This window comes from Pararoseomonas sp. SCSIO 73927 (assembly GCF_037040815.1).
Lineage (GTDB): Bacteria > Pseudomonadota > Alphaproteobacteria > Acetobacterales > Acetobacteraceae > Roseomonas.
This window is the reverse complement of the sequence record NZ_CP146232.1, coordinates 4,248,073-4,270,651: the sequence shown is the minus strand read 5'-3', so window position 1 is coordinate 4,270,651 and position 22,579 is coordinate 4,248,073. Positions and strand designations below refer to the sequence as shown.

The 22,579-nt window shown below is 63.3% G+C and carries 17 protein-coding genes and 1 pseudogene; 13 read left to right on the top strand and 5 right to left on the bottom strand.

Annotated elements, in window-relative coordinates:
• Positions 1 to 5: 5 nt before the first annotated feature.
• From VQH23_RS20125 to VQH23_RS20110, 4 genes are read right to left on the bottom strand one after another with little or no spacing between them, the layout of a single operon-like run.
• Positions 6 to 2,108 carry a site-specific DNA-methyltransferase gene (locus VQH23_RS20125; RefSeq protein ID WP_099095865.1) on the bottom strand — a complete coding sequence of 701 codons (2,103 nt, stop codon included), beginning with the start codon at positions 2,106 to 2,108 and terminating at the stop codon, positions 6 to 8.
• A gap of 13 nt (positions 2,109 to 2,121) precedes the next feature.
• A complete protein-coding gene (locus tag VQH23_RS20120) occupies positions 2,122 to 2,826 on the bottom strand; it encodes a DUF4391 domain-containing protein (protein ID WP_099095836.1) in 705 nt (234 codons plus the stop codon).
• A complete protein-coding gene (locus tag VQH23_RS20115) occupies positions 2,823 to 6,095 on the bottom strand; it encodes a helicase-related protein (RefSeq protein WP_099095835.1) in 3,273 nt (1,090 codons plus the stop codon). Before VQH23_RS20115 ends, VQH23_RS20120 begins: the two co-directional genes overlap by 4 nt.
• Before the next feature lie 10 nt (positions 6,096 to 6,105).
• On the bottom strand, positions 6,106 to 7,326 hold the full coding sequence (locus VQH23_RS20110) for an ATP-binding protein (protein WP_099095834.1): 1,221 nt from the start codon (positions 7,324 to 7,326) through the stop codon (positions 6,106 to 6,108).
• A 255-nt stretch (positions 7,327 to 7,581) separates the two neighbouring features.
• Here VQH23_RS20110 and VQH23_RS20105 point away from each other — a divergent pair, with 255 nt between their 5' ends.
• From VQH23_RS20105 to VQH23_RS20075, 7 genes are all read left to right on the top strand, one after another.
• Positions 7,582 to 8,550 (top strand): ArdC family protein, encoded by a 969-nt coding sequence (locus tag VQH23_RS20105; RefSeq protein ID WP_099095833.1) that lies wholly within the window; start codon positions 7,582 to 7,584, stop codon positions 8,548 to 8,550.
• A 160-nt stretch (positions 8,551 to 8,710) separates the two neighbouring features.
• Positions 8,711 to 10,855 (top strand): ParB/RepB/Spo0J family partition protein, encoded by a 2,145-nt coding sequence (locus VQH23_RS20100; RefSeq protein ID WP_099095832.1) that lies wholly within the window; start codon positions 8,711 to 8,713, stop codon positions 10,853 to 10,855.
• A 105-nt stretch (positions 10,856 to 10,960) separates the two neighbouring features.
• Positions 10,961 to 11,377, top strand: coding sequence for a hypothetical protein (locus VQH23_RS20095; protein WP_099095831.1), 417 nt, complete (start codon positions 10,961 to 10,963; stop codon positions 11,375 to 11,377).
• Positions 11,370 to 12,014 carry an antitoxin of toxin-antitoxin stability system gene (locus tag VQH23_RS20090; RefSeq protein ID WP_099095830.1) on the top strand — a complete coding sequence of 215 codons (645 nt, stop codon included), beginning with the start codon at positions 11,370 to 11,372 and terminating at the stop codon, positions 12,012 to 12,014. The genes VQH23_RS20095 and VQH23_RS20090 overlap by 8 nt, the downstream gene beginning before the upstream one ends.
• 187 nt (positions 12,015 to 12,201) lie before the next feature.
• Positions 12,202 to 16,467 (top strand): strawberry notch-like NTP hydrolase domain-containing protein, encoded by a 4,266-nt coding sequence (locus VQH23_RS20085; protein ID WP_338662462.1) that lies wholly within the window; start codon positions 12,202 to 12,204, stop codon positions 16,465 to 16,467.
• A complete protein-coding gene (locus VQH23_RS20080; protein WP_099095828.1) occupies positions 16,467 to 17,528 on the top strand; it encodes a toprim domain-containing protein in 1,062 nt (353 codons plus the stop codon). Before VQH23_RS20085 ends, VQH23_RS20080 begins: the two co-directional genes overlap by 1 nt.
• A gap of 354 nt (positions 17,529 to 17,882) precedes the next feature.
• Entirely contained in the window at positions 17,883 to 18,812 is a 930-nt protein-coding gene (locus tag VQH23_RS20075; RefSeq protein ID WP_099095864.1) for a DUF2493 domain-containing protein, read from the top strand.
• A 15-nt stretch (positions 18,813 to 18,827) separates the two neighbouring features.
• Here the strand turns inward: VQH23_RS20075 and VQH23_RS20070 are convergent, their stop codons facing one another.
• Positions 18,828 to 19,496: a plasmid pRiA4b ORF-3 family protein gene (locus tag VQH23_RS20070; RefSeq protein ID WP_338662461.1), complete on the bottom strand. Its 669-nt coding sequence runs from the start codon at positions 19,494 to 19,496 to the stop codon at positions 18,828 to 18,830.
• Positions 19,497 to 19,752: 256 nt separating this feature from the next.
• Between VQH23_RS20070 and VQH23_RS20065 the strand changes: the two genes are divergently transcribed.
• The 6 genes and pseudogenes from VQH23_RS20065 to VQH23_RS20040 form a co-directional block, all read left to right on the top strand.
• Positions 19,753 to 19,917, top strand: coding sequence for a hypothetical protein (locus VQH23_RS20065; protein WP_011579877.1), 165 nt, complete (start codon positions 19,753 to 19,755; stop codon positions 19,915 to 19,917).
• A 141-nt stretch (positions 19,918 to 20,058) separates the two neighbouring features.
• Positions 20,059 to 20,499, top strand: coding sequence for a hypothetical protein (locus tag VQH23_RS20060; protein WP_099095826.1), 441 nt, complete (start codon positions 20,059 to 20,061; stop codon positions 20,497 to 20,499).
• A gap of 610 nt (positions 20,500 to 21,109) precedes the next feature.
• Positions 21,110 to 21,436, top strand: a complete 327-nt coding sequence (locus tag VQH23_RS20055) for a DUF736 domain-containing protein (protein WP_011579875.1) — start codon at positions 21,110 to 21,112, stop codon at positions 21,434 to 21,436.
• Positions 21,437 to 21,625: 189 nt separating this feature from the next.
• A complete protein-coding gene (locus tag VQH23_RS20050) occupies positions 21,626 to 21,889 on the top strand; it encodes a helix-turn-helix transcriptional regulator (RefSeq protein ID WP_011579874.1) in 264 nt (87 codons plus the stop codon).
• Positions 21,890 to 22,009: 120 nt separating this feature from the next.
• Positions 22,010 to 22,276 carry a DNA -binding domain-containing protein gene (locus VQH23_RS20045; protein WP_073135215.1) on the top strand — a complete coding sequence of 89 codons (267 nt, stop codon included), beginning with the start codon at positions 22,010 to 22,012 and terminating at the stop codon, positions 22,274 to 22,276.
• Between the two features lie 10 nt (positions 22,277 to 22,286).
• A pseudogene (locus VQH23_RS20040) lies at positions 22,287 to 22,577 on the top strand (transcriptional regulator domain-containing protein); the annotation flags it as partial.
• Between the last annotated feature and the right edge of the window lie 2 nt (positions 22,578 to 22,579).

Genomic DNA, 22,579 nt, shown 5'->3' with positions numbered 1-22,579 from the left:
CTCCCTTATATCGACTTGACGTCGGTGCCAGGCGAGACTTGGCGGAAGACCTGTTCGACGTTGATCTTCACCGCATCGGACACGAAGCCGTTGTCGCGGAAAACCACGCGCAGCGGCTCGCGGCCGGCAAGTTCCTTCACCAGCTCCTCCGTCACGCCGGTCTCGAAGCAGGCGACCAGCGCATTTCCGTCCACGAAGAACACGGTCTTGCCCTGTATGGTCTCGCGCTGGATCGGCAGCGTCAGGTCCACGCCCCAGTCGACGAGCACCTGGAACAGCAGGTCCTCAGGGGTGCGGTCGGACTTGATGTTGTCGACGGCAGCGAGGAGGTCCTTCTGATCGATCTCGTCAGGGCGGTAGTACACGTCCTGCATGTTGGACGTATCGACCTTCAGGACCCGGAAGCCGACATCGCGGTTCCAACCCGGATCGCAAGTCTCCGACACCACCGCTGCCCCGGCCTGTCTCACGCGTTCTTTAGACACTTCAGACAAGACCAGCGGTCGACCATTCTTCTTCATGAGCTTGATTGCGGCCTGCACCGTCTTCTTCGCAGTCCCTGTGGTCGAGGCTTCTGCCTCCTGCAAATTCTCGGGGAGCTGAACCATGATGAAACGATGGTTGGTTCCAAAGGTGGCATTAGCCCGGAAGACAGCTTCGGCGGTACTGGCCGATCCAGCAAAGAAGTCCATCACGAGGGCGGCACGGTCATTCGGCGTCATATATTCGATCAGTTTTGCCAACTCATCGTGATCCTTGGGGTTCGTGAAGACCTTCGCCCCCATGAGCTTGCGCAGGTATCTTACCGAGACTTGTGATTGCTTATAGAAATACGACCCACGAACCTGCGTGGCGAAATCCGCTTCCTCTTCGCTATCGTCATCAACATCATTCGAGTCGACTTGGCTTCCATCCGCCTCTTCGGGGATCGGTCGAATATGGGCCTTCCTGAAAGGTGGTTGTGTATGGTCGTCGCGAAACTCAACCAGTCCGAGCTTGATCTGTCTCTGCATTTCATTTGAGTTTGCGTAGATCCAGCCGCGCTCCGGCACTTCACAGGGTTGCCCAGTCTTGGGGTGGATCACATCATATCGCGGCCCATCTCCACCGGGCCAAGAGATATCGCGGTCTCGCCAGGGACCGTTTTCATCGACCCGCTTGTACCGCGCCCACTTCTTTGCAGGATGGCCCTTCGGCAGGTCGGAGTACCATTGAGAAAGATCAGCCTCGATCGCCTTGAAGTTATCACCATGAACTTCGCGTAGCCTGACGAATTCGGCCCATATATCGCGCGCACCGGGCTTCTCTTCCCGCCAAATTTCTTGCTTCTCGCGTAGCCGCGTCACGTTCTTAGCGAAGACCATCATGTATTCGTGACCAACGGAAAAGAACTTTGCATCGTTCTTTCGGCCTTTCTCCCAGACCAGTTGAGCCACGAAGTTTGTCTCGCCGAAGACCTGGTCCATCAACTTTCGGAGCGCAGCCTGTTCGTAGTCGTCGATGCTGACGAGGATAATCCCATCATCCTTCAAGAGCCTCTTCGCGACCGTCAGACGCGCATAGATCATCGACATCCAGTCCGAGTGATATCGACCGCGCGTATCCGGGTTCGCCACCAGACGCCCGCCTTCGGCAGTTTTCTCCCCCGCGTCTATCTCGAACTGCTCTTTGGCTGCGGTGAAGTTGTCCCGATAGATGAAGTCCTTACCAGTATTATAGGGAGGGTCGATGTAGATCAGCTTCACCTGACCGAGATAGGTTTCCTGTAGCAGTTTCAGGGTCTCAAGGTTGTCGCCTTCGATGAATAGGTTCTTCGTCGTGTCGAAGTTGACGCTTTCGTCCTGTGCAGGTCGTAAGGTTTTTGAGAGGGGGGAGTTCGCAGTGATCAACGCCTCGCGTTTTCCGGGCCAATCCAACCGGTACCGCTCCTGTGGCCCTTCGACGATGTTGTCGCTCAGCTCCTGGCGCAGCTGATCGAAGTCTACCGCTAGACGCACTACCCCCGTCACCTCGTCGCGTGCCTCGGTCACACAGCTGGGGAACAGGTCGCGGATCTTCGCGATGTTCTCCTGGCTCAGGTCAGGGCTGTGCATCTTCAGCTTTTCCATCGTCATTCCCTTACTAGTTCGTCGCAGCAGTGACGGGAGCGCCGCTAGAAAGGCGCTCCAGTTCCTGCCGTGCGGCGCGCAACTCGGCATTGATCGCCACGCGCTTGTTGAACTGCTTCTCGCGGGCCAGGCGGGCCCTGATCCGGTCCACCTCCCGCGCCTTGGCCCGGATCGCCTCCATCCGCGCCACACGCGCCTGGATGTCCTCACCGGCTTGCTCCGCTTCGGCGGCGGACTTCGGCATCAGCGCCGTGATGAGGGAGTCGTAGAGACCGCCGAGATTGAGGGCGACCGGCAACGGCCGACGCGCCGTGTCGTCAGGTGCCCAATCGGTCGCGAAATAGCCGCTGACAACCCACTTCGTGGAATCGGCATCACTCGGCCGCTTGAAAGCGGCCACCGCCTTGCGCTTTCCGGACCATGTGAGCTCGAAGATCAGCGGGAACGGGATCGCGCGGTCGATCGCGCGCAACACATCTTCGTCGAGCTTGCTGGAGCGCATGCTGATGCCGAACACCTGAATCTCGCTGACGGCCTTCGTCGCCGCGAGGTTGGTCGTTTCCGGCGCCAGCTTGTACTTCCAGACGATCTGATCGACCTGGGTGACGAACAGATCCCGGAGCGCCGTGCTGGCACCAGCGTGCTCGTATATGCGGCTTTTGGGGACAACCCGGCCGAATGCTGCAGCCTTGGGATAATCGAAGAACGCTGCCGTCATGTGGCCCCCTCCTCGATCACGAGGAAGGCGATCAGCTCGAAATCGTCGAGCCCGGCGATGGTGTGGACCAGCGCCGTGGTCCGCCCACCGCTGAACAGGCTGTCAATGTCCTTCTCTTCCTTGACCTCTATCATCGAGCGGATCGCCGCACTCAGAAGGGCGGAGCAATGCTCCATCTTCCGGCCGTCCTGCGTCCGCTCGTTGAACAGCTGGCAGACCGCCCGGATCGGCTCTGCCTGGCCCTTGCAGCTCGTGCGGATCAGATCGAGCAAGCACTTCACCTCGGTATGGTCGATGATGACCCCACCGCCGTGACCGACATAGACGAGGTAATAAGGGTGCAGCCGGTTCTGCTGGTTGATGTTCACGCTGTCATGGATGTTCTTCAGCGCGAAGATCACACCGGGCTTCAGCCCGAGCGCCGGCTGTGCCGGCACAACCGCGTGCATGCCGTTGGGCAGATGCTCGAGATCGCCGTGCTCCTTGATGTGGTTCAGAAGGTCCATACGGAAATCGTTGAGGCCGAGATCCGTGATGGAAATCCCGGTCCGCACGTCCTCCAGCTCGATCACCTCTTCCTGGAGCCGCTTGAGCTGCTCCTTCCGGTAGGCAATGTCGCTGCTCTTGGCCGTCAGCACGTTGTCGTCGCCGGTCGCCGTGACGTCGGCGATCATCATGCGGTTTTCGACGCGCTCCTTGAGATTGATGTACTCGTCCAGCGAGATTTCCGGCCAATAGTTGACGAGCTGGATTTGCGCATTGGGAGACCCGATACGGTCGATGCGGCCAAACCGCTGGATGATCCGCACCGGGTTCCAATGAATGTCGTAGTTGATCAGATAGTCGCAATCCTGGAGGTTCTGGCCCTCGGAGATGCAATCCGTTCCGATAAGGATGTCGATCTCGCCGGTTTCGTGCGGCAGGACCAGATGCTTCTCCTTTGCGCGCGGCGAGAACAGGGTCAGCAGGGACTGGAAGTCATAGCTTTTCTTCAGCGTGCTCTTCGGCGCGTCGGAGCCGGTGACCATGCCGCAGTGCAGGCCGTGCGACTGAAGAAAGGCCGGCGCCAAATTGGCGTAGAGGTACTTCGCCGTGTCTGCGAAGGCGGTGAAGATCAGAACCTTGCGGTTGCCGGGGTTGAGCGGGTCAGCGACCTTGCGGGTGATGACGTCCTTCAGATGCTGCAGCTTGGCATCATCCTCCGGAACCACCTTGTCCATCGAGGCGATCAGGTCACCGATCAGCGTGAGATCCGCGGTGAGGTCGTGCTTCCACGATGGAAGGTCCATGTCCGACAGACTGATCTGAATCTTCTTGCCGACCGTGAACTCATCCAGACCATTCAGATCATCATCGTCGGGATCGAAACCGGGATCGCCGAGATGGTCGGTCACACTCGCGGCGGCGCCCGTGCGCTCAAAGGTCTCGATCGCCTTAAGGGTCTGCGCGATGTTGCCGCTGAGCGCCCGCAGGGTGAGGCGGAAGGCTTCGACCGAACTCTCCAACCGCTTGAGCAGGTTGGTGGTCATAAGCGCCTGAAGGCTACGCTCGCGGTCAGCCTGGCGCAGCTTGCCGCGACCACCCTCCACCTGGGTGTCGTAGATTTCTTCGTACTTCCGCAGCCGGCTCGGCAGAATGTAGCTGATCGGGGCATAAACAGCGAGCTTGAGCACCGACAGGCTGCCGAAGATGTCGTTGAGGCCGAGCACGTCGGAGCGATGAGTGATCGGGCATTGGTACGACAGCGGCTTTCGGCGCTGGGGGAATTTTCCGATATCCTTGGTGTCGTAGAAAGTCTCGATATGCTTGCGCGACCGGGCGATCGTCACGGCATCGAGCATCTCGAAGAAATCGAAGTCCAGGGCCTTCAGGATTGCGGCTGCGGTTCGCTCGTGCGGCGGCAGATCCGACCAGGCATTGAACGCCTTTTGGGCGCGCCGGAAAATCTCTTCGATCCCGGTCTTGGTTTTCAGCTTGCGGCTGAGGTTTTCTGAATCCCCTTCATAGGCCAGCGCGAGCTGATTGCGCAGGTCGTTGAACCGGTTGTTCACCGGCGTCGCCGACAGCATCAGAACCTTGGTCTTCACGCCGGCGCGGATGACCTTGTTCATCAGTTTCTGGTAGCGGGTCTCCCGATCCTTAAAGACATCGTTGTTCCGGAAATTGTGCGACTCATCGATGACGACGAGATCGTAGTTACCCCAGTTCACGCGGTTCAGCGGAATCCCGAACGCCTCTCCTGAGGTGCGGGAGAGATCGGTATGGCTCAGTACGTCGTAGTTGAAGCGGTCCTTGGCGAAGATGTTCGTGGTCAGATTGGTGTTGTAGTTGCGCCAATTGTCCGCAAGCTTCTTCGGGCACAGGACGAGCACCGACCGATTGCGCAGTTCGTAATATTTGATGACCGCGAGCGCGGTGAAGGTTTTCCCGAGGCCGACGCTGTCCGCCAGAATGCACCCGTTGTGCATCTCCAGCTTGTTGATGATACCAGTGGCAGCATCCCTCTGGTAGTTGAACAGCTTGTTCCAGACGAGGCTGTCCTTGTAGCCGGTCAGATCGTTTGGCAGCGCATCCTGATCAATCTCTTCGAGGAAATCCTGGAAGAGGTTGTAGAGGATGTGGAAGTAGATCCGTTCAGGTGAATTTTCCTGGTAGACGGACTCGATGTGGTCGCAGATGGCGGCGGTGACGTCGCTGACCTTGTCCTCATCGTTCCAGATCTGATTGAACAGTTGCAGATAGACCTGTGTGTGCGCCGCATCGTCGATGCGCGTAACGAGATTCGAGACGGCGTCGCCCTTCTGATAGCCCAGGTCAACGGCCGTGAACCCGCTAATCGGCATGTAGGCGACGTCGCCGGCTTCCGATCCTGCGTGAATGAACTGCTGCATCGGTGCCTTAGTCTTGTTCGACTTGAAGCGAGCCTTCTTTCGTATCCATTCGGCGCACTCGCGCGCGACTGCGCGCTGCGTGAGCTTGTTGCGAAGCTGAATCTCGAACTCGGTGCCGTAGAGCCCCCGCTCTCGCGTCGTCTTTGGGATGAAGAACTCTCGCCGCTCCTTGCGGAGGCGGTCAGTCACATCCGTCGCGACGAAGGTCGGGGCTGTGAAAATGAACTGTAGGCTTTCGACCTTCGAAAACTCCGCCTTCAGGGCCTCGAACGCATAGATCGAGAAGCAGGACGCTGCGATTTTGATCCGAGCGCCACGCCCCAACGTCGCCTTTAGGTCATCGCCGAGAAGCAGTGAGGTGTTGTCGATTATCTTCATCGGCTTTTCCTCACGCCCACAGACACGATAGTGGCGCGGCCGCCAGGCGGTCTCCGAACGGCACGACATCCGTGCTGTCGTAGAGGACGACGCCAAACGCGAAGCGGTCCCCACAAGCCTCGGCCAATGCGCGCAGGCCCGAAAAGTCGCTGGCCTTGACCGTTGCGCTCGCCTTCACCTCGATGGCGGCAATCATGCCGTCATCGCGCTCGAGCACGATGTCGACCTCGCGCATGTCCCGATCGCGGAAATGATGTGGCGTCAGACGCAGGTCTGAGGCCGTCATCAGCTTCAGCACTTCGGAGAACACAAAGCTCTCGAGCAGCGCGCCAAATGCCCCCCGATCCGCCTTGATCCGATCGAAAGTCAGCCCGCGCGCGGCAGCCAGCAGGCCGGAATCAAGGAAATGCAGCTTGGGCGTCTTAACGATGCGCTTGAGCGCATTGGTGAACCATGGCTGCAGGGTCGCGATCAGGAACACCTGTTCGAGCAGACCGACATAGCGCTGACCGGTCCTGTGGTTGACGTTGATGCCGCTCGCAAGCTGGGAATAGTTGACGAGCTGCCCGGAATGTTCGGCGAGAAGACGCACGAACTTGGGGAGTTCGGTGAGCTTCTCAACTTCAGCGATATCGCGCAGATCACGGGTCAGGATCGAGGTGAGATACGCACGCGCCCAGTCTTGTCGCCGGCGTTCGCTGTCACGACTAATCGCCTCAGGAAAGCCGCCGCGCAACGCAAGCTGGACCAACTCGTCGCCGACAATGGCGGCGCTTTGACTCTCCAAAGTCCCCTCGAACAGGCGTTCCAGAAAGGTCGGTGCTCGGCTTTCGATTTCCGCCCGAGCCAAGGGCAGCATCCGAATGGTTTCCATCCGGCCAGCGAGGCTGTCAGCGACGCGCGGCAAGGTCAGCACATTGGCCGAGCCGGTCAGCAGGAAACGGCCCGGGCGATAATCTTCGTCGACCGTCTTCTTGATCGCCAGCAACAGATTGGGCGCGCGCTGGATCTCGTCGATGATGGCGCGATCCAGACCTCGGATGAACCCGGCCGGGTCGGACTGGGCGGCCTCGAGGACGGTCTGGTCGTCGAGTGTGCTATAGGTCCAGCCGGTTTCTCCCATCTTTCGCACCAGCGTCGTCTTGCCGGCCCGGCGCGGTCCGACGATGAGGACGACCGGCGTGTCTGCAAGCGCCTCCTCCGCCCTCCGCTCAACGAATCGCTGGAACATGACATCTCCGACTACCGGCTGATTGGCATCATCAGCCTCGGCAGATTTGTAGTCAATGGTCCGCTGATTGGTATCGTGAGCATTCCCAGGATCTGAGGGGAAAGCCTTCCCCTGCGGCTGAACTTTGTCTCTGCCGACCCGTGTCTAGCGGGGAGCCCCCGCAACGCCCCCCGAGAGTGAGAGTGCAGGCCGGCTGTGCCGTGACGGGTTGAAGGCTGGGAGAGAGGCTTCCGGCACCCGTCGCGGAGACCCGCGATGTCGAAACTTGATCCACGCGGCCGGCCGAGCGCCGACCGGAAGAGCCTGTATGACGAAATCACCGGCAAGATTCTGGCCGAACTGGAGGCCGGACGGTTGCCCTGGGTCCAGCCCTGGGGGACGGCCGCGGCCAAGGCGCCGCTCGCCATGCCGACCAACGCCGCAACCGGGCGCGGCTACTCGGGGGTCAATGTGCTGATCCTCTGGGGCGCGGTGATCTCGCACGGCTTCCCGAGCCAAGGCTGGCTGACCTTCCGCCAGGCCCTGTCGCTTGGCGGCAATGTCCGCAAGGGCGAGCGCGGCACCACCGTCGTCTATGCCGACCGCTTCGTGCCGGACGATGAACGCCGTCGTGCGCGAGAGACCGGCGACGAGGCACAGGCGATCCCGTTCCTGAAGCGCTTCACGGTCTTCAACGTCGCTCAGTGTGACGGCCTGCCCGAGGACCTCGTGGCCGCTGTGCCGGCGCCCGAACCCGGGCTGATCGAGCCCACGGTCGACGCGCTGATCCGGGCGAGCGGAATCGACTTTCGCATCGGCGGCGACCGGGCTTACTACGCGCCGGCACCTGACTATGTGATGGTGCCGCCGCCCCAGGCCTTCTTCGAGCCCATCAACTGGCATCGCACGGCGCTGCATGAATGCGCCCATGCCAGCGGCGCAGCCCATCGGCTCGGACGCGATCTCACAGGATCGTTCGGCTCCAAGAAATACGCGTTCGAGGAACTGGTGGCCGAAATCGCCTCGGCCTTCTGCTGCGCCGCCCTCGGCATCGCCCCGACCGTCCGCCACGCCGACTACATCGGATCCTGGGCCGAGGTCCTGCGCGAGGACAATCGCGCCATCGTCCGTGCAGCCAGTCAGGCGAGCAAGGCAGCGGACTGGTTGCTGGCCTTCGCCCCACATGCGGGCGAACCGGGTCAGGCAATTGCCACCACTCCCGAGGCCGAACGCCAGGCAGCCTGACCCACTCGCTTCCACTCCAAGCATCGGCGCAGTCCCGTCTTTCCGGCTCTACGGCGTTCCGGCTTTCCGGAAGCAATGAGAGGAAGAGGGCTGCGCCGATTTTCGTGACGGGTTGGAGGTCGGGAGAGAGGCTCCCGGCCGCCCGTCGCGGAGACCTGTCATGGCCACTGCCATTCAGAAGATCATCCTCTCGCCATCGCGCGACATCCCCTTCAACAAGCTCACGCTCTCGCAGGCGAACGTCCGGCGCATCAAAGCCGGCATTTCGATCGAGGAACTCGCCGAGGACATCGCCCGCCGCGGTCTCCTGCAGAGCCTCAACGTCCGTCCTATCATCGATGCCGATGGCGCAGAGACCGGCCTGTACGAGATCCCGGCCGGTGGGCGTCGCTACCGGGCGCTCGAGCGTCTGGTGAAGCAGAAGCGCCTCGCCAAGACAGCCGCAGTGCCGTGCGTGGTGCGCGATCCCGCCACGCCGATTCTGGCCGAAGACGACTCCCTGGCAGAGAACCTTCAGCGTGCCCCGCTCCACCCGCTCGATCAGTTCCGGGCGTTCCAGGCGCTGCGCGACAAGGGCCAGTCCGAGGAAGAAATTGCCGCGGCCTTCTTCACCTCCGCTCATGTGGTGAAGCAGCGTCTGCGTCTTGCCGGCGTCTCGCCGAAGCTTCTCGACATCTATGCCGAGGACGGCATGACGCTGGAGCAGCTGATGGCCTTCACGGTCAGCGCCGACCATCCGAGGCAGGAACAGGTCTGGGAGACGATCGCAAGCTCCTGGTCCAAGGAGCCCTATCAGATCCGCCGCATGCTGACCGAGAAGACGGTGCGCGCGTCGGACCGCCGCGCCATGTTCGTCGGGCTCGATGCCTATGAAGCCGCTGGCGGCACGGTCCTGCGCGATCTCTTCCAACAGGACGATGGCGGCTGGCTCGCCGATGTCGCCCTGCTCGATACCCTGGTTGCCGCCAAGCTGAAGACAGAGGCTGAGGCCATCGCGGCCGAAGGTTGGAAGTGGATCGAGGTCGCTGCCGACTTCCCCTACGGTCACACCCACGGTCTGCGCCAGATCGACGGTGTCGCCGCCGAACGATCGGCTGACGAACAGGCGACGATCGACGCGCTCAACGCTGAGTATCAGCGGCTCGAAGCAGAGTGTGAAGGTGCGGACGAATTGCCAGACGAGGTCGATGCGCGGCTCGGCGAAATCGAGGCCCAGCTGGATGAGCTCGACACCCGGTCGGTGATCTTTGATCCCTGTGATATCACGCGTGCTGGCGTCTTCGTGAGCATCGGCGCGGACGGCAGGCTCGTGGCCGACCGCGGCTATGTTCGCCCGGACGACGAGGCGCCCCTCGTTCTGCCCGACGACGAGACCGGTGGCGCTACGGCGGCGACCGGCGCTCAAGCCGGCGAACCCGGACCGAGCGGCACGTCCCGCACCGTCATCACGGTCGGCGGGCAGCCGATCGAAAGCGAGGACGACGAGGACGACGTTATCAAGCCGTTGCCCGAGCGCCTGGTGATCGAACTGACCGCCCATCGCACGCTCGCGCTGCGCGACGCCGTGGCGAGTAACCCACAGATCGCGCTGACGGCGCTGCTGCACAAGCTCGTCATCGACACATTCCAGCGCACCAGCACCGGCGGCGGATGCCTCGAAGCGTCCGTGCGACACGTCTTCTTCCCCGCGCAGGCCGCCGACCTCAAGGACAGCCCCTCCGCATGCGCGATCGCGGAGCGTCAGGACGCCTGGAAGGCCGATCTTCCGCAGGACGATGAGGCGCTCTGGGACTGGCTGTCGGCACTCGACGATGCGAGCCGACTCGCGCTGCTCGCTCATTGCGTGAGCTTCGGCGTCAACGCGCTTTACGAGAAGCCGAACCCCTACGGCGGGAACGGCGTGTCCCAGGACGGGCTCGAACGCCGTCTCACCCAGGCCGACCGGCTCGCGCGGGCGACTGGTCTCGACATGGTGGAGGCCGGATGGCGTCCTTCGGTCGACAATTATCTCGGCCGGGTGCCGAAGCGACGCATCGTCGAGGCCGTGCGTGAGGGCGCGGGAGATCGGGCGGCGCAGCTCATAGAGCATCTGAAGAAAGCTGAAATGGCCAAGGAAGCCGAACGACTTCTCGCCGACGCCCGGTGGCTGCCCGAGCCGCTGCGGCTCGCCGACACGGACACATCCTCCGAAACGGCCGAACCCGAAGCTGAGGCAAGCTCCGTGGATCTGCCGGCGTTCCTATCAGCCGACGAGGAAGCTTCGGACGAAGATACCGAGCCGCTCCCGGCCATCGCAGCCGAGTAGCCGATCCAGGCGGGACCGCTCCGGTGGTCCCGCATCTTTCCTCACACGCCCCTTCCATCAGCCCGGTCGCCACGCCGGGCCTTTTTATTTTCGTGGGAGACTGTCATGGCAGACTTTTTCACGCACTTCTCGTGCCTGCTCGACGTCGGCACACCTCAGAACGCCGCGCGCGCACTCGATCTCTACAATGCCCTGTCCGAAGCCGGCGCGTCGGAAGAACCGCCGTCGGAGGGCTTCCTTGTCTCCATCCAGCCGGAGCACGGCGGCTCGCAGCTCTGGCTACGGGATGACGTCTCCGGCGATCCAGAACGGCTGATCCAGTTCGTGAAACTCTGCGCGACGGAGTTTAGCCTCAAGGGCCGTTGGGGCTTCCAATACGCCAATACCTGCTCGCGGCCCCGGCTCAATGCGTTCGGTGGCGGTGCGCACGTCCTCGACCTCGGCACGGGTGAGACCCTCGGATGGATCGACACCGATGGCTGGCTCGCCGCCGCGGTGGATGGAGGTAATCCCGATGCCTGAGATCATCGAAACCATCGTCTATCGCCTCGACGAACTCTCCACTGCGGCGAAGGACGCCGCGCGCGGATGGTACCGCGAGGGTGGCTTCGATTATGACTGGTTCGAGTTCGTCTATGACGACTTCGAACGCATTTGCATGATCCTGGGCATCAGTCTCAGGAGGCGCCCTGTCCGACTGTTCGGCGGTAGCACCCGCTTGAAACCCTGCATCTGGTTTTCGGGCTTCTGGAGCCAGGGCGACGGAGCCTGCTTCGAGGGCGACTACCGACACGCGAGATCCGCCGCCGGCCGCATCCGGGCCTATGCACCGACGGATACCGCGCTTCACCGGATCGCCGATACCCTCCAGGCCGTTCAGCGGCGCAACTTCTACCAGCTCCGAGCCACGATGACTCAGCGGGGGCGCTACTATCACGAGCAGTGCATGGCCATCATGGTTGATCGCGACAGTCCCGTAGGTCAGGACATGACCGCCGATGCAGAAGATGCCGTATCGGAAGCGCTCCGTGATCTGGCCCGCTGGCTCTACCGCCAGCTCGAAAGGGAATACGAGCATCTGACCTCGGACGAGGAGGTCGACGAGGCGATTGCGGCGAACGGCTACACCTTCACCGAAGCGGGCCGGCGCTTCGGTTGATTCAGCCTGCCACTCGCACGTCGAGAGGCAGAGGGGGCCGTGACGGGTTTGAGCCCGGACGGTCGAGAGAGAGCGGCCGAGGGCTCGCCCTGTTCCCGCTCTCCTCGAGGTCTTCCCCATGCACGATCGTTCCGCGCCATGCGCGCAAGAACATAGGCCGGCGTCTCATCTGCCACGCGTCGACAGAATGGCGGCCCTGCTCGATGCCGCCCGATCCATCCTCGTCCATCTCGAAGCCGGCCGACGTGTCGACGCCACCCTGCTTCGTGACGCGATGGAAGCGAGCTTCAACGCGAGCGACGCTGCCGGAGCCTGGGACTGGAAGCTGGCCTACGACGCCTGCGAGGCAGCGACCGTTCTCTTCCTCCGCAAATACGGCAAAGCGCTTTTGCACAAAGCCGGCTCTCCGGCCGCTGCCCTGCCGCTGGTCGCCAGAGTCGCCGGTCTGCTTCCCACGCACACCCGCCGCTCCCTCGAAAGCGAGACGTTCCAGCAATTCTCGACGCCCATCCCGCTCGGCTTCATAGCGTCGCGCGCGGCCGCTATTACACCTGCCGACCGTGTGCTCGAACCGTCCGCCGGGACCGGTTTGCTCGCCATTCTGTCCGAGATTGCGGGCGCTACTTTGATCCTCAACGAACTGGCGGAAACCCGCGCCAGCCTCCTCTCCTCCCTCTTCCCGGCGGTCGCAGTCACGCGCTTCGACGCAGCGCAGATCGACGATCATCTGCACCCGGCTATGGTCCCGTCGGTCGTGCTGATGAACCCGCCATTCTCGGCGATGGCGAACGTCTCCGGTCGCATGGCCGACGCCGCTCTGAGACACATCGCATCCGCGCTCGCCCGCCTCGCCGAGGGCGGGCGCTTGGTGGCCATCACCGGCGCCAATGTCAGCCCGGAGCATCCAGCCTGGCGCGAGGCGTTCATCCGACTGCAGGAGCGCGGCCGCGTCGTATTCACCGCGAGCATCGAGGGCGCCGTCTACGCCAGGCACGGCACCACTATCGAGACGCGGCTCACCGTCTTCGACAAGCTGCCGGCAGACGATCCGGCCCGGTTTCCCGCATCACAGGGTCAAGCAGTCGACACGCAGACGCTTATGGGCTGGGTCACGGAACACGTTCCCCCACGGCTCACAGTGGCGGGTTCGGTCGCCCTGCCGGCGCCGTCGGCGATGGCGCTGAAGCAAGTTGCCTGTCCGATTGCGCGCGGCACCGCGAACGCGCCGCAGAGGTCATCACTCGAGGAGCCGTTTTACCTGGACCTCGCCTATGAGACCCTCGACTGGAAGCTGGCCGAACATGGTCGGCTGACCGACGCCATCTACGAGGAATACGGACTTCAGACGATCCGCATTCCTGGCTCTCAAGCCCATCCGACCAAGCTCGTGCAATCGGCGGCCATGGCGTCGGTCGCACCGCCCAAGCCGAGCTATCGTCCACGCCTGCCCGAACGGCTCATCACCGAGGGCGTACTGTCGGACGCGCAGCTCGAAACCGTGATCTATGCCGGCGAGGCCCATACGGGCTTCCTCAGCGGCGCCTGGACCATCGACGCGACGTTCGATGTCGTCTCTGCTGCACCTGACGACGCGGCATCCGCCGTCCGATTCCGGCGCGGTTTCATGCTCGGCGACGGCACGGGCGCGGGCAAGGGCCGCCAGTCCGCCGCCATCATCCTCGACAACTGGCTGCACGGTCGGCGCAAGGCCGTCTGGATCTCGAAGTCGGACAAGCTGATCGAGGATGCGCAGCGCGACTGGTCGGCCCTGGACATGGAACGCCTGCTGGTGACGCCGCTCTCCCGCTTCCCGCAGGGGCGGCCGATCACACTGCCGGAAGGCGTCCTATTCACCACCTATGCCACGCTGCGGTCCGATGAGAAGGCCGACAAGGTTTCGCGCGTCCGCCAGATCGTCGATTGGTTGGGCTCCGATTTCGACGGGGTGATCATCTTCGACGAGAGCCATGCAATGCAGAACGCCGGCGGCGGAAAGGGAGAACGAGGCGATGTCGCTCAGTCGCAGCAGGGCCGTGCCGGCTTGCGGCTCCAGCACGCCCTCCCCGGTGCCCGAATCGTCTACGTCTCGGCGACAGGCGCCACCACTGTCCACAATCTCGCCTATGCCCAGCGTCTCGGCCTGTGGGGCGGCGAGGATTTCCCGTTCGCCACTAGGGCCGAATTCGTCGCTGCCATCGAGGCCGGCGGTATCGCAGCGATGGAGGTGCTGGCCCGCGATCTTCGCGCCCTCGGCCTCTATACCGCCAGATCCCTGTCCTATGACGGGGTCGAGTACGAGCTGGTTGAGCACGCGCTCACCGACGAGCAACGCCGCATCTATGACGCCTATGCTGGCGCGTTCTCGATCATCCACAACAACCTCGATGCCGCGATGCGCGCCGCGAACATCACCAGCGAGACCGGCACGCTCAACCCGCGCGCCAAATCTGCCGCCCGTTCGGCCTTCGAAAGCACAAAGCAGCGCTTCTTCGGGCACCTGCTGACCTCGATGAAGACCCCAACGCTGATCCGCTCGATCCAGCGCGATCTCGATGACGGGCACGCGGCTGTCGTCCAGATCGTCTCCACCGGCGAGGCACTGATGGAGCGGCGACTGGCCGAGGTGCCGACCGAGGAATGGAACGACGTGCGCGTCGACATTACGCCGCGCGAGTATGTGCTGTCTTACCTTCAAAACTCCTTCCCGGTGCAGCTCTACGAGCCGTTCACCGACGCGGATGGCAATCTCTCTTCGCGACCTGTCACCCGCGACGGCCAGCCCGTCAAAAGCCGTGAAGCGCTCGCCCGGCGTGACCGGCTGATCGAGAAACTCGCAAGCCTGCCGCCGGTGCCTGGCGCGCTCGATCAGATCGTCCAGCGCTTCGGAACCGACCTGGTAGCCGAGGTGACCGGGCGATCGCGGCGCATCATCCGCAAAGGTGATCGGCTCATGGTCGAGAACCGTCCGGGCTCCGCCAACCTCGCCGAGACCGCCGCCTTCATGGATGATGCCAAGCGCATCCTCGTGTTCAGTGATGCTGGCGGCACCGGGCGCAGCTATCACGCTGACCTCGCGGCGCGGAACCAGCGCCTTCGTGTCCACTATCTCCTCGAACCGGGCTGGAAAGCCGACGCCGCCATTCAGGGCCTTGGTCGCACCAATCGCACCAACCAGGCGCAGCCGCCGCTTTTTCGTCCGATCGCAACCGACGTGAAAGCCGAGAAGCGCTTCCTGTCGACCATTGCCCGCCGGCTCGACACGCTCGGGGCAATCACCCGCGGCCAGCGCCAGACCGGCGGACAGGGCCTCTTCAGACCCGAGGACAATCTCGAAAGCCCCCACGCGCGCGACGCGCTCCGCCAACTTTACCTGCTGATCGTCCGCGGCAAGGTCGATGGCTGCCCGCTCCAAATCTTCGAGAGCGCCACCGGCCTCAGCCTGATGGACGACACAGGCATCCGCGACGAGCTACCGCCGATCACGACCTTTCTCAATCGCTTGCTGGCGCTGACGATCGACCTGCAGGGCATATTGTTCAGCGCCTTCGAGCAGCTTCTCAATGCCCGTATTGCCGGAGCACTGGCCAGCGGCACCTATGACATCGGGCTGGAAACGCTGAAAGCCGAAAGCTTCGTCGTCACCGACCGGCACACCATCTACACGCATCCCGCCACTGGCGCGGAAACCCGCTTGCTGACGATCACCCAGCGCGAGCGCAACAGGCCCCTGTCGCTCGAACAAGCCTTCGAGCTTCTCGCCGATCCACGTGCAGCTCTGCTGATCAACGACCGATCCGCCAGGGCGGCGGTTCAGGTGCCTGCCCCGAGCATCATGCTGGATGACGGCGAAATCGAACGCCGGGTGCGCTTGCTCCGCCCGATGGAACATCACCATGCATCGCTGGCGTGGATGGCGGAAAGCCATTGGCGGGTGGCCGATCGCGAGGTCTTCGCTGCGGCGTGGCAGCGCGAACTGGGGCAGATCCCCGAGTTCACCGACAGCACGATCCATGTCGTCGCCGGGCTCCTGCTCCCGATCTGGAAGCGTCTCCCGGATGAGTGCACACGTGTCTATCGCCTCCAGACGGACGACGGGGAACGCATCATCGGGCGACGCGTGTCTCCAGCCTGGGCGGCCAACGCGCTCGCGATCGGAGCGCCCACGCTGACGGCTGCCGATGCCTTTGCAGCCTTGGTGGCAGGCAGCACCGTCCTCGATCTCACTGAGGGCCTCCAGCTTCATCGCGCGCGGGTTATGGGCGTCCACCGCATCGAGCTATCGGGCTTCTCCGACACGATGCGCGATCTCCTCCGGTCCTACGGCCTGTTCCACGAGATCATCTCCTGGAAGCTCCGGATGTTCGTTCCCACCGACGCGACCGGCGTGGGCGTCCTTGCCAAGGTGATGGAGCGCTATCCAGTCACGCGGATCTCTGAACGGGAGGCAGCGTGATGGCCAGCCTTGACGCATCCGATCTCGCGGCCCGCCTCGCCGGCCAAGCCGAAGCCGTGTGCCGGCACTATCTGTCCAACGGCACAAGGCAGGGAGGCTACTGGCTGGTCGGCGACGTTCGCAACACGCCGGGCCGCTCAATGTTCGTGCGGCTCAAGGGGCCGCAGACCGGCAAGGGCGCCGCCGGCAAGTGGACCGACGCCGCGACTGGCGAGCATGGCGATCTGCTCGATGTCATTCGCGAAACCTGCGACCTTCCCGACTTCAAGCAGGTCGCCGAGGAAGCGCGGCGCTTCTTGAGCCTCCCGCATCCAGAACCCGCACGAGAGTCGAGGCGGGCTAGGACGTTCGCGGCGCCAATGGGCTCGCCAGACGCCGCGAGGCGTCTCTTCGCGATGGCACAGCCTATCAGCCGTACACTCGCCGAGACGTATCTGCGCGCACGCGGCATTACGTCTTTGCACGAAACCGGATCGCTGCGCTTCCATCCCCGCTGCTTCTTCCGCCCCGATGAGCATTCCCCGACCGAGATCTGGCCGGCGATCATCGCCGCCGTCACGGACCTCAATGGCGAGCTCACCGGCGCACACCGCACCTGGCTGGACCCCGACGGCTTCAACGAAGCGACCTTAGGCAAGGCGCCCGTCGAGACACCGAGACGGGCGATGGGCAATCTCCTCGGGTCTGCCGTGCGCTTCGGACTGCCGGGCTCGGTGATGGCGGCCGGCGAAGGCGTCGAGACCATGCTGTCGCTGCGCTGCGTCCTGCCAACCATGCCGATGGCGGCTGCGCTGTCGGCGGCACATCTGGCTGCCATCCAGTTCCCCGACACCCTGCACCGGCTGTATGTCGCGCGTGATGACGATCCCGCCGGCGATGCAGCGGTGAGGACCTTGATGACCCGCGCGGAGGAAGCGGGCATCGAGGCAGTCACCCTGTCTCCGACGCTTGGCGACTTCAATGAAGACCTCCGGCTGGTAGGGCTCGCGGCGCTCCGGGCGGCCATCCGGGTCCAGATCGCGCCCCAGGACGTCGCACGCTTCATGGAGCACGCAGCCTAACCGGGATGGAGGCAGGCGGCTGCCGGTCGAGCACTTCGATCAACGCTCGCATCCGGGATGACCGTTTCGCCAGAGGACCGCGCCCCGGCCTTCCAGAGGGCGATCGGCCATCAGACGGTCTATCCAGGCAACCTTGTGGCCGACTATTTTCCGGCGGCCCGCTCCACCCCACGCGGTCAAGCCGCGCGGGGACCCCGGCTCGGGCCTTTCCATCGCGAGACAAAATAGCCGGCCCCTGCGGTCCTTCGCTCACGCTGCGGCCCCTCGCTTCGCTCCGGGTGCCAGTCCAGCCCGTCCGACGGCTTCGTCGCCATGAAGGCCGCGGCGGTCGCGGTCCAGCGAACGGAGCTTCCCATGAGCGAGCACGACGAATTTGAGCCCGACCACATCTCTTCTCCCACCGACCACGTTCTGACCGAGCTTCAGCTCTACGGCTTCCATCCCCGCGACGATGAACCCGATCCTCGACCAATTCCGGAAGATCGCGTGATCGCCGGCGCCGTCGCCGACATCTTCGACGCGCTGATTGCGACCATGGCCGATACCGGCCTCGACGCAGATCTCGACGACCTGCTGTGGTCAACGGTCAACACCTTCCACCGCGCCGTCGAACGGGTCGAACGCACACTCGACGACAACGAGCTGGCGCAGAAGCAGGGGCAGCGCGAACAGGATGGCTCCGAGGTGAAGGCCGTGCAGCTCGAGGCGCTGATCGCCACCGGACAGCGGCTCATCGAACGCCGAGACGCCCTCGAACTCTTTCGTGACACCGGCGCCGACCTTTACCGGAAAACGACCGGCTCGAACTGGTCTCCCCGCCACGGCTCACGCGTCAACCATCGCCAGCTCACCTCTGCGATGATCGACAGCCGCGACTTCATCGCCGCGCGCAAACGCGCCGATCGCGAGGTGCTGCTGCCCGCCGGACCGAAGATCGCGCTGACCGGCGGGCTCGACTTCAACGACCATCAACTGATCTGGGCCAAGCTCGACCAGGTCCGCGCGAAGCATCCCGACATGGTGCTGATGCACGGCAAATCTCCAAAAGGCGCCGAGAAGATCGCGGCCCGCTGGGCCGACCACCGCGGCGTTACGCAGATCGGCTTTGCCCCCGATTGGACCAAACACGGCCGCTCCGCCCCGTTCAAACGCAACGATCAGATGCTGGACGTGCTGCCGATCGGGGTCATCGTGTTCCCCGGCACCGGCATCCAGGACAATCTCGCCGACAAGGCGAAGAAGCTCGGCATCCCGGTCTGGAAATTCGGCTCAGGTGGCGCCTAGGCGCCACCGATGCACTCAAGCCTTTCGCGGTTTCGGCTGGTGAAGACGCCGCTTCACATTGGGCTTCAGCGCATTGCTCACGTCCTTGTTGACAGTCGCGAGGTCGAACCAGTCAGGATCGAAATATCCTCCGCACCATTGCTTGGTTTCATCGTGTTCCAGGTCGCTCGGGTCCGCCAAGATTTCAAGAAACCGCTGATAGCCGGGTATCCCGCCGATATCTTCGGGAGGGCGAGCCCGTGCACCATCGATGCATTGAGCCTTCTTTGGTGCGACGTCGAGGGAAAGCCATTGTTCCAATTCAACGGTATGCGACCAGCCGTCGCCGAAATCGTACAGGTAGTTGAACCTCGCACCAGATCTCGTGAAGTCACGCAAGCGAACGTCCGTCTGCTCAAAGACCTTGGGATCATCCCTGCTGGAGCTTTCGTAAGCAGCAGCCGCATCGCTAAAGCGCAGTCCGCCAATCTGAAACTCATGCAGGTGGTAATTCCACCAGTTAAACGCCGCTTGGATCGTCAGGTGCAATTGCTCCAGATTCCAGTCGATCGGTACGATCAGACGCCTCCAAGCAGGAGGGTCAATATCGTCGATTGACACACGAATCTGAACTGCGTTGAAGGGTGCAAACATATCGGCAGCAAGCCTTCGCATGATGACTGCGTCAAGTTCTGTCGTCAGCATGAAGAGCTACGTCAGCACCAGCATCTTGGTCCGGCCATCGGTGTAGCTCCTATTCTGAAACTTCGCGACCCCCGCTTCAAATGCGCTGATCCTTGTTCCAACCGGGGGCCTGATGCCATCAACCCGTGAAGGGTCGGCTACGCCTTGGCGTGCCGCCGCTTCGTCTTCGCCTACGCGGTGATTGCGGCCCTCGGCCGGACACATCGGGCGCCTGTCAGCGGGGGATGGTCCTCCGCTCGGAACAGGAGCCGGACCGATGTCCCTCGACGCCGCTTATGCCTTCGCAAACAGCCTCGCTGGCACCCTGATGGTCGCCATCATCATCTTCCGGGCGGGCGACGGCACGCTGTCTGTCACTCCCTGCAACGAGTTCGACGGCGATGCCGAGGTCGTGGCCGAGATCGATCCGTTCGACGTCTGACGTCTGGCGGAACAGCTTCGCGGGCGGAGATCGGTTCGATTTCCGCTCCCGAAGCACGTCGAATTTCGCTATACTCTGCAATGCGCCTTGGTGGTGGTGGTTGGCGCACCCGTCAGACCTATTCTCACGGAGGCCACCACCATGATCGTCTTCGCCATTCTCGGTTCGCTCGTCGCCATCGGCGCACTTTGCTGGTTGTTGTTCACGCTCGCCGTCTTTGCGCTTCCAGCTTTCATCGGCGTCAGCGCGGGCATCTGGGCGCATGAGACCGGCGCCGGCCTGCTCTGTGCCATCGTCATCGGCGCCGTTGGTGCCGGTATCGCACTCGGCGTCGGCCAGCTTCTGCTCGCCCTCCTGCGGCCGGCCTGGCTGAAACTCCTCGTCGCCTTGGCATTCGTCGCGCCCGCAGGCATCGCGGGCTTTCACGCGACGCATGGCATCGTGAAGCACACCATGCCGTCGGAAGCCTGGCAGCTCGTGTTCTCGGTCATCGGGGCGATTGCCGTTGCGGTCACGACCTTCATCCGCGTGACGTCACTCACCCCGCCAGGATCGACCAGCCGGGGCGTTGCCAATGCCTGAGTGTCGAACTGACCGCAGAGCCGGACCAGAAAGCGGACGCGCACCACGCACCAACCATCGACCGACCTGATGTGGGATCGGGCGAAAGGGCGCGCACGTAAGCGCGCAACCTGTCATGGCGCAGGGCTCGCTGATCGTCTGATCCCAGGCTGCTCACTAGCCGACCGACCAAACGCAGGCTGACGGGCGTCACCGGTCAGGCGCCCCTCATCAGCAGGACGAGACGTGCCAGCTCCGCGCTCAGAAACGCCGATCGCGTAAGCCGCGCGTGCCAATTCGGCCGATGCCCTGCGCCGCCACGTCATCCCCTCGGGATCTAGCCAGATCGAGCGCACCCGAGCGGCCTCTTCAATGGCCTGATCTGGCCGAAGACCGGCTCACGCCTCGCTCGCCTATGGCGCAACAGCGGCGTCACAACTTTCTTCCCCTGCCGGCTGCGCCGTCATTCCTCGCGGGACAAGAAAGTTTCTCCTTTGCTGTCAGGCCCCAAGCCTACCCCAGCGAACTGGGGCCCCGAGGCTGGGGTGCGCCGTCGAGCGTCTCCGGCCCGTCGATCGCCATCGGGGCCGCAATGGTGCGGGCTCGAGACTTCAGATCGAGGAGAAATGACATGGCCACCATCGGCACCTTCAAGAAGACCGGCACGAACGAGTTCACCGGCGAGATCGTCACCCTGAGCGTTCAGGCCAAGAACGTCCGCATCGTCCCCGAGACCCGGGCCACCGGCGAGAACGCCCCCAGCCACCGCGTCCTGGTCGGTCGCGCCGAGATCGGCGCCGCCTGGTCCAAGCGCTCCAACGAGGGCCGCGACTATCTTGGTCTCAAGCTGGACGACCCGAGCTTCAACGCCCCGATCTACGCCAACCTGTTCGACGACGAGGACGGCGAAGCTTTCAGCCTCATCTGGTCCCGCCCCAGCCGCCGCAACGGCGACTGAGGCTCCGGCGACGCCCCGTCCGGTCGATCCGGACGGGGCCTTCGTCAGCCAAAGCATCCGAATCAGGTTGCGGCCTGAACTACTCGAGCGACCGCAATAGACGCTCTTCAGTCTGGTCCGAGAGGCCAAGAGCGACTATTATAGTCGTAGTTCTGGCGTGCGCTGAGGTCCGAGTGGAGGTGATCATGCATGATCACCGCCCGACTGTCGCGGGCCGCACGCGCGCTACTGGGTTGGACACAGGAGACGCTCGCTGACGAAGCCCGTGTATCACTGACCGCGCTCAAGCGCCTCGAGTCGGAGAGCGACTTGAAGGTCTACGAGAGTACGCGCGATCAGGTGCGCCGGGCATTCGAAGCGCATGGCATCGTCCTCTTGCAGTCCGACCAAGGTGAAGGGGTGATGCTCGTCCATGGCCGAAAAGCCGCCAGTGACATGCGGAAGAGAAACTAGCGCCGTTCCACGACGGCCAACCCGCGTTGCGAGCCAGCAGCCATACCAGTTGCCGTCGAAGTCGGGCTTGGTTAACGCCATGCCGACACGCAGGGGCTCTGTGATTCCAGGTGGGGCGTCGTGACCAAGGCAGACTTCCTCGAACGGCCGCCGGAGAGCGCGTCGATCACCGACTATGATCGGGCGCACATGACGCTCTACCTCCGTCTCCTTGATGCCGCGTCGGACGGCGCTGCTTGGGAAGAGGCCGTGTCAATCCTGTTCGGCATTGACCCGGCCGCCGAACCGGAGCGGGCCCGCCGCATCCATGACAGCCATCTCGATCGTGCCAAATGGATGACCCAGCACGGCTACCGCGAGCTCGCACACGAGCACCCGCGTCGTTGATGCGGGGGTGATGCCGCGGCGGCATCGCCCGTTTCCATTTCTCCGGCTTCCGCTGGCGCTTTCGTGGCGGAATCCTGCGCAGCGAAGCTGCTGCAGGTTTGCTGGCGGAGGATGCATGACCCCCGACATCTCGCACTGGCGATCATCCGAGCGCTACGAATACGTCGAAGGCCTCGTCTCGCCCGAACTCGCCTGGGAATGGCTGCGCCGGAACGGAGACTATCAGCGCGACTTCGAGGCCGCTCAGCTGGAACCGAACGCCGACACCGCAGCAACCGAGGCGACGAGGTCTCGATGGGGGCT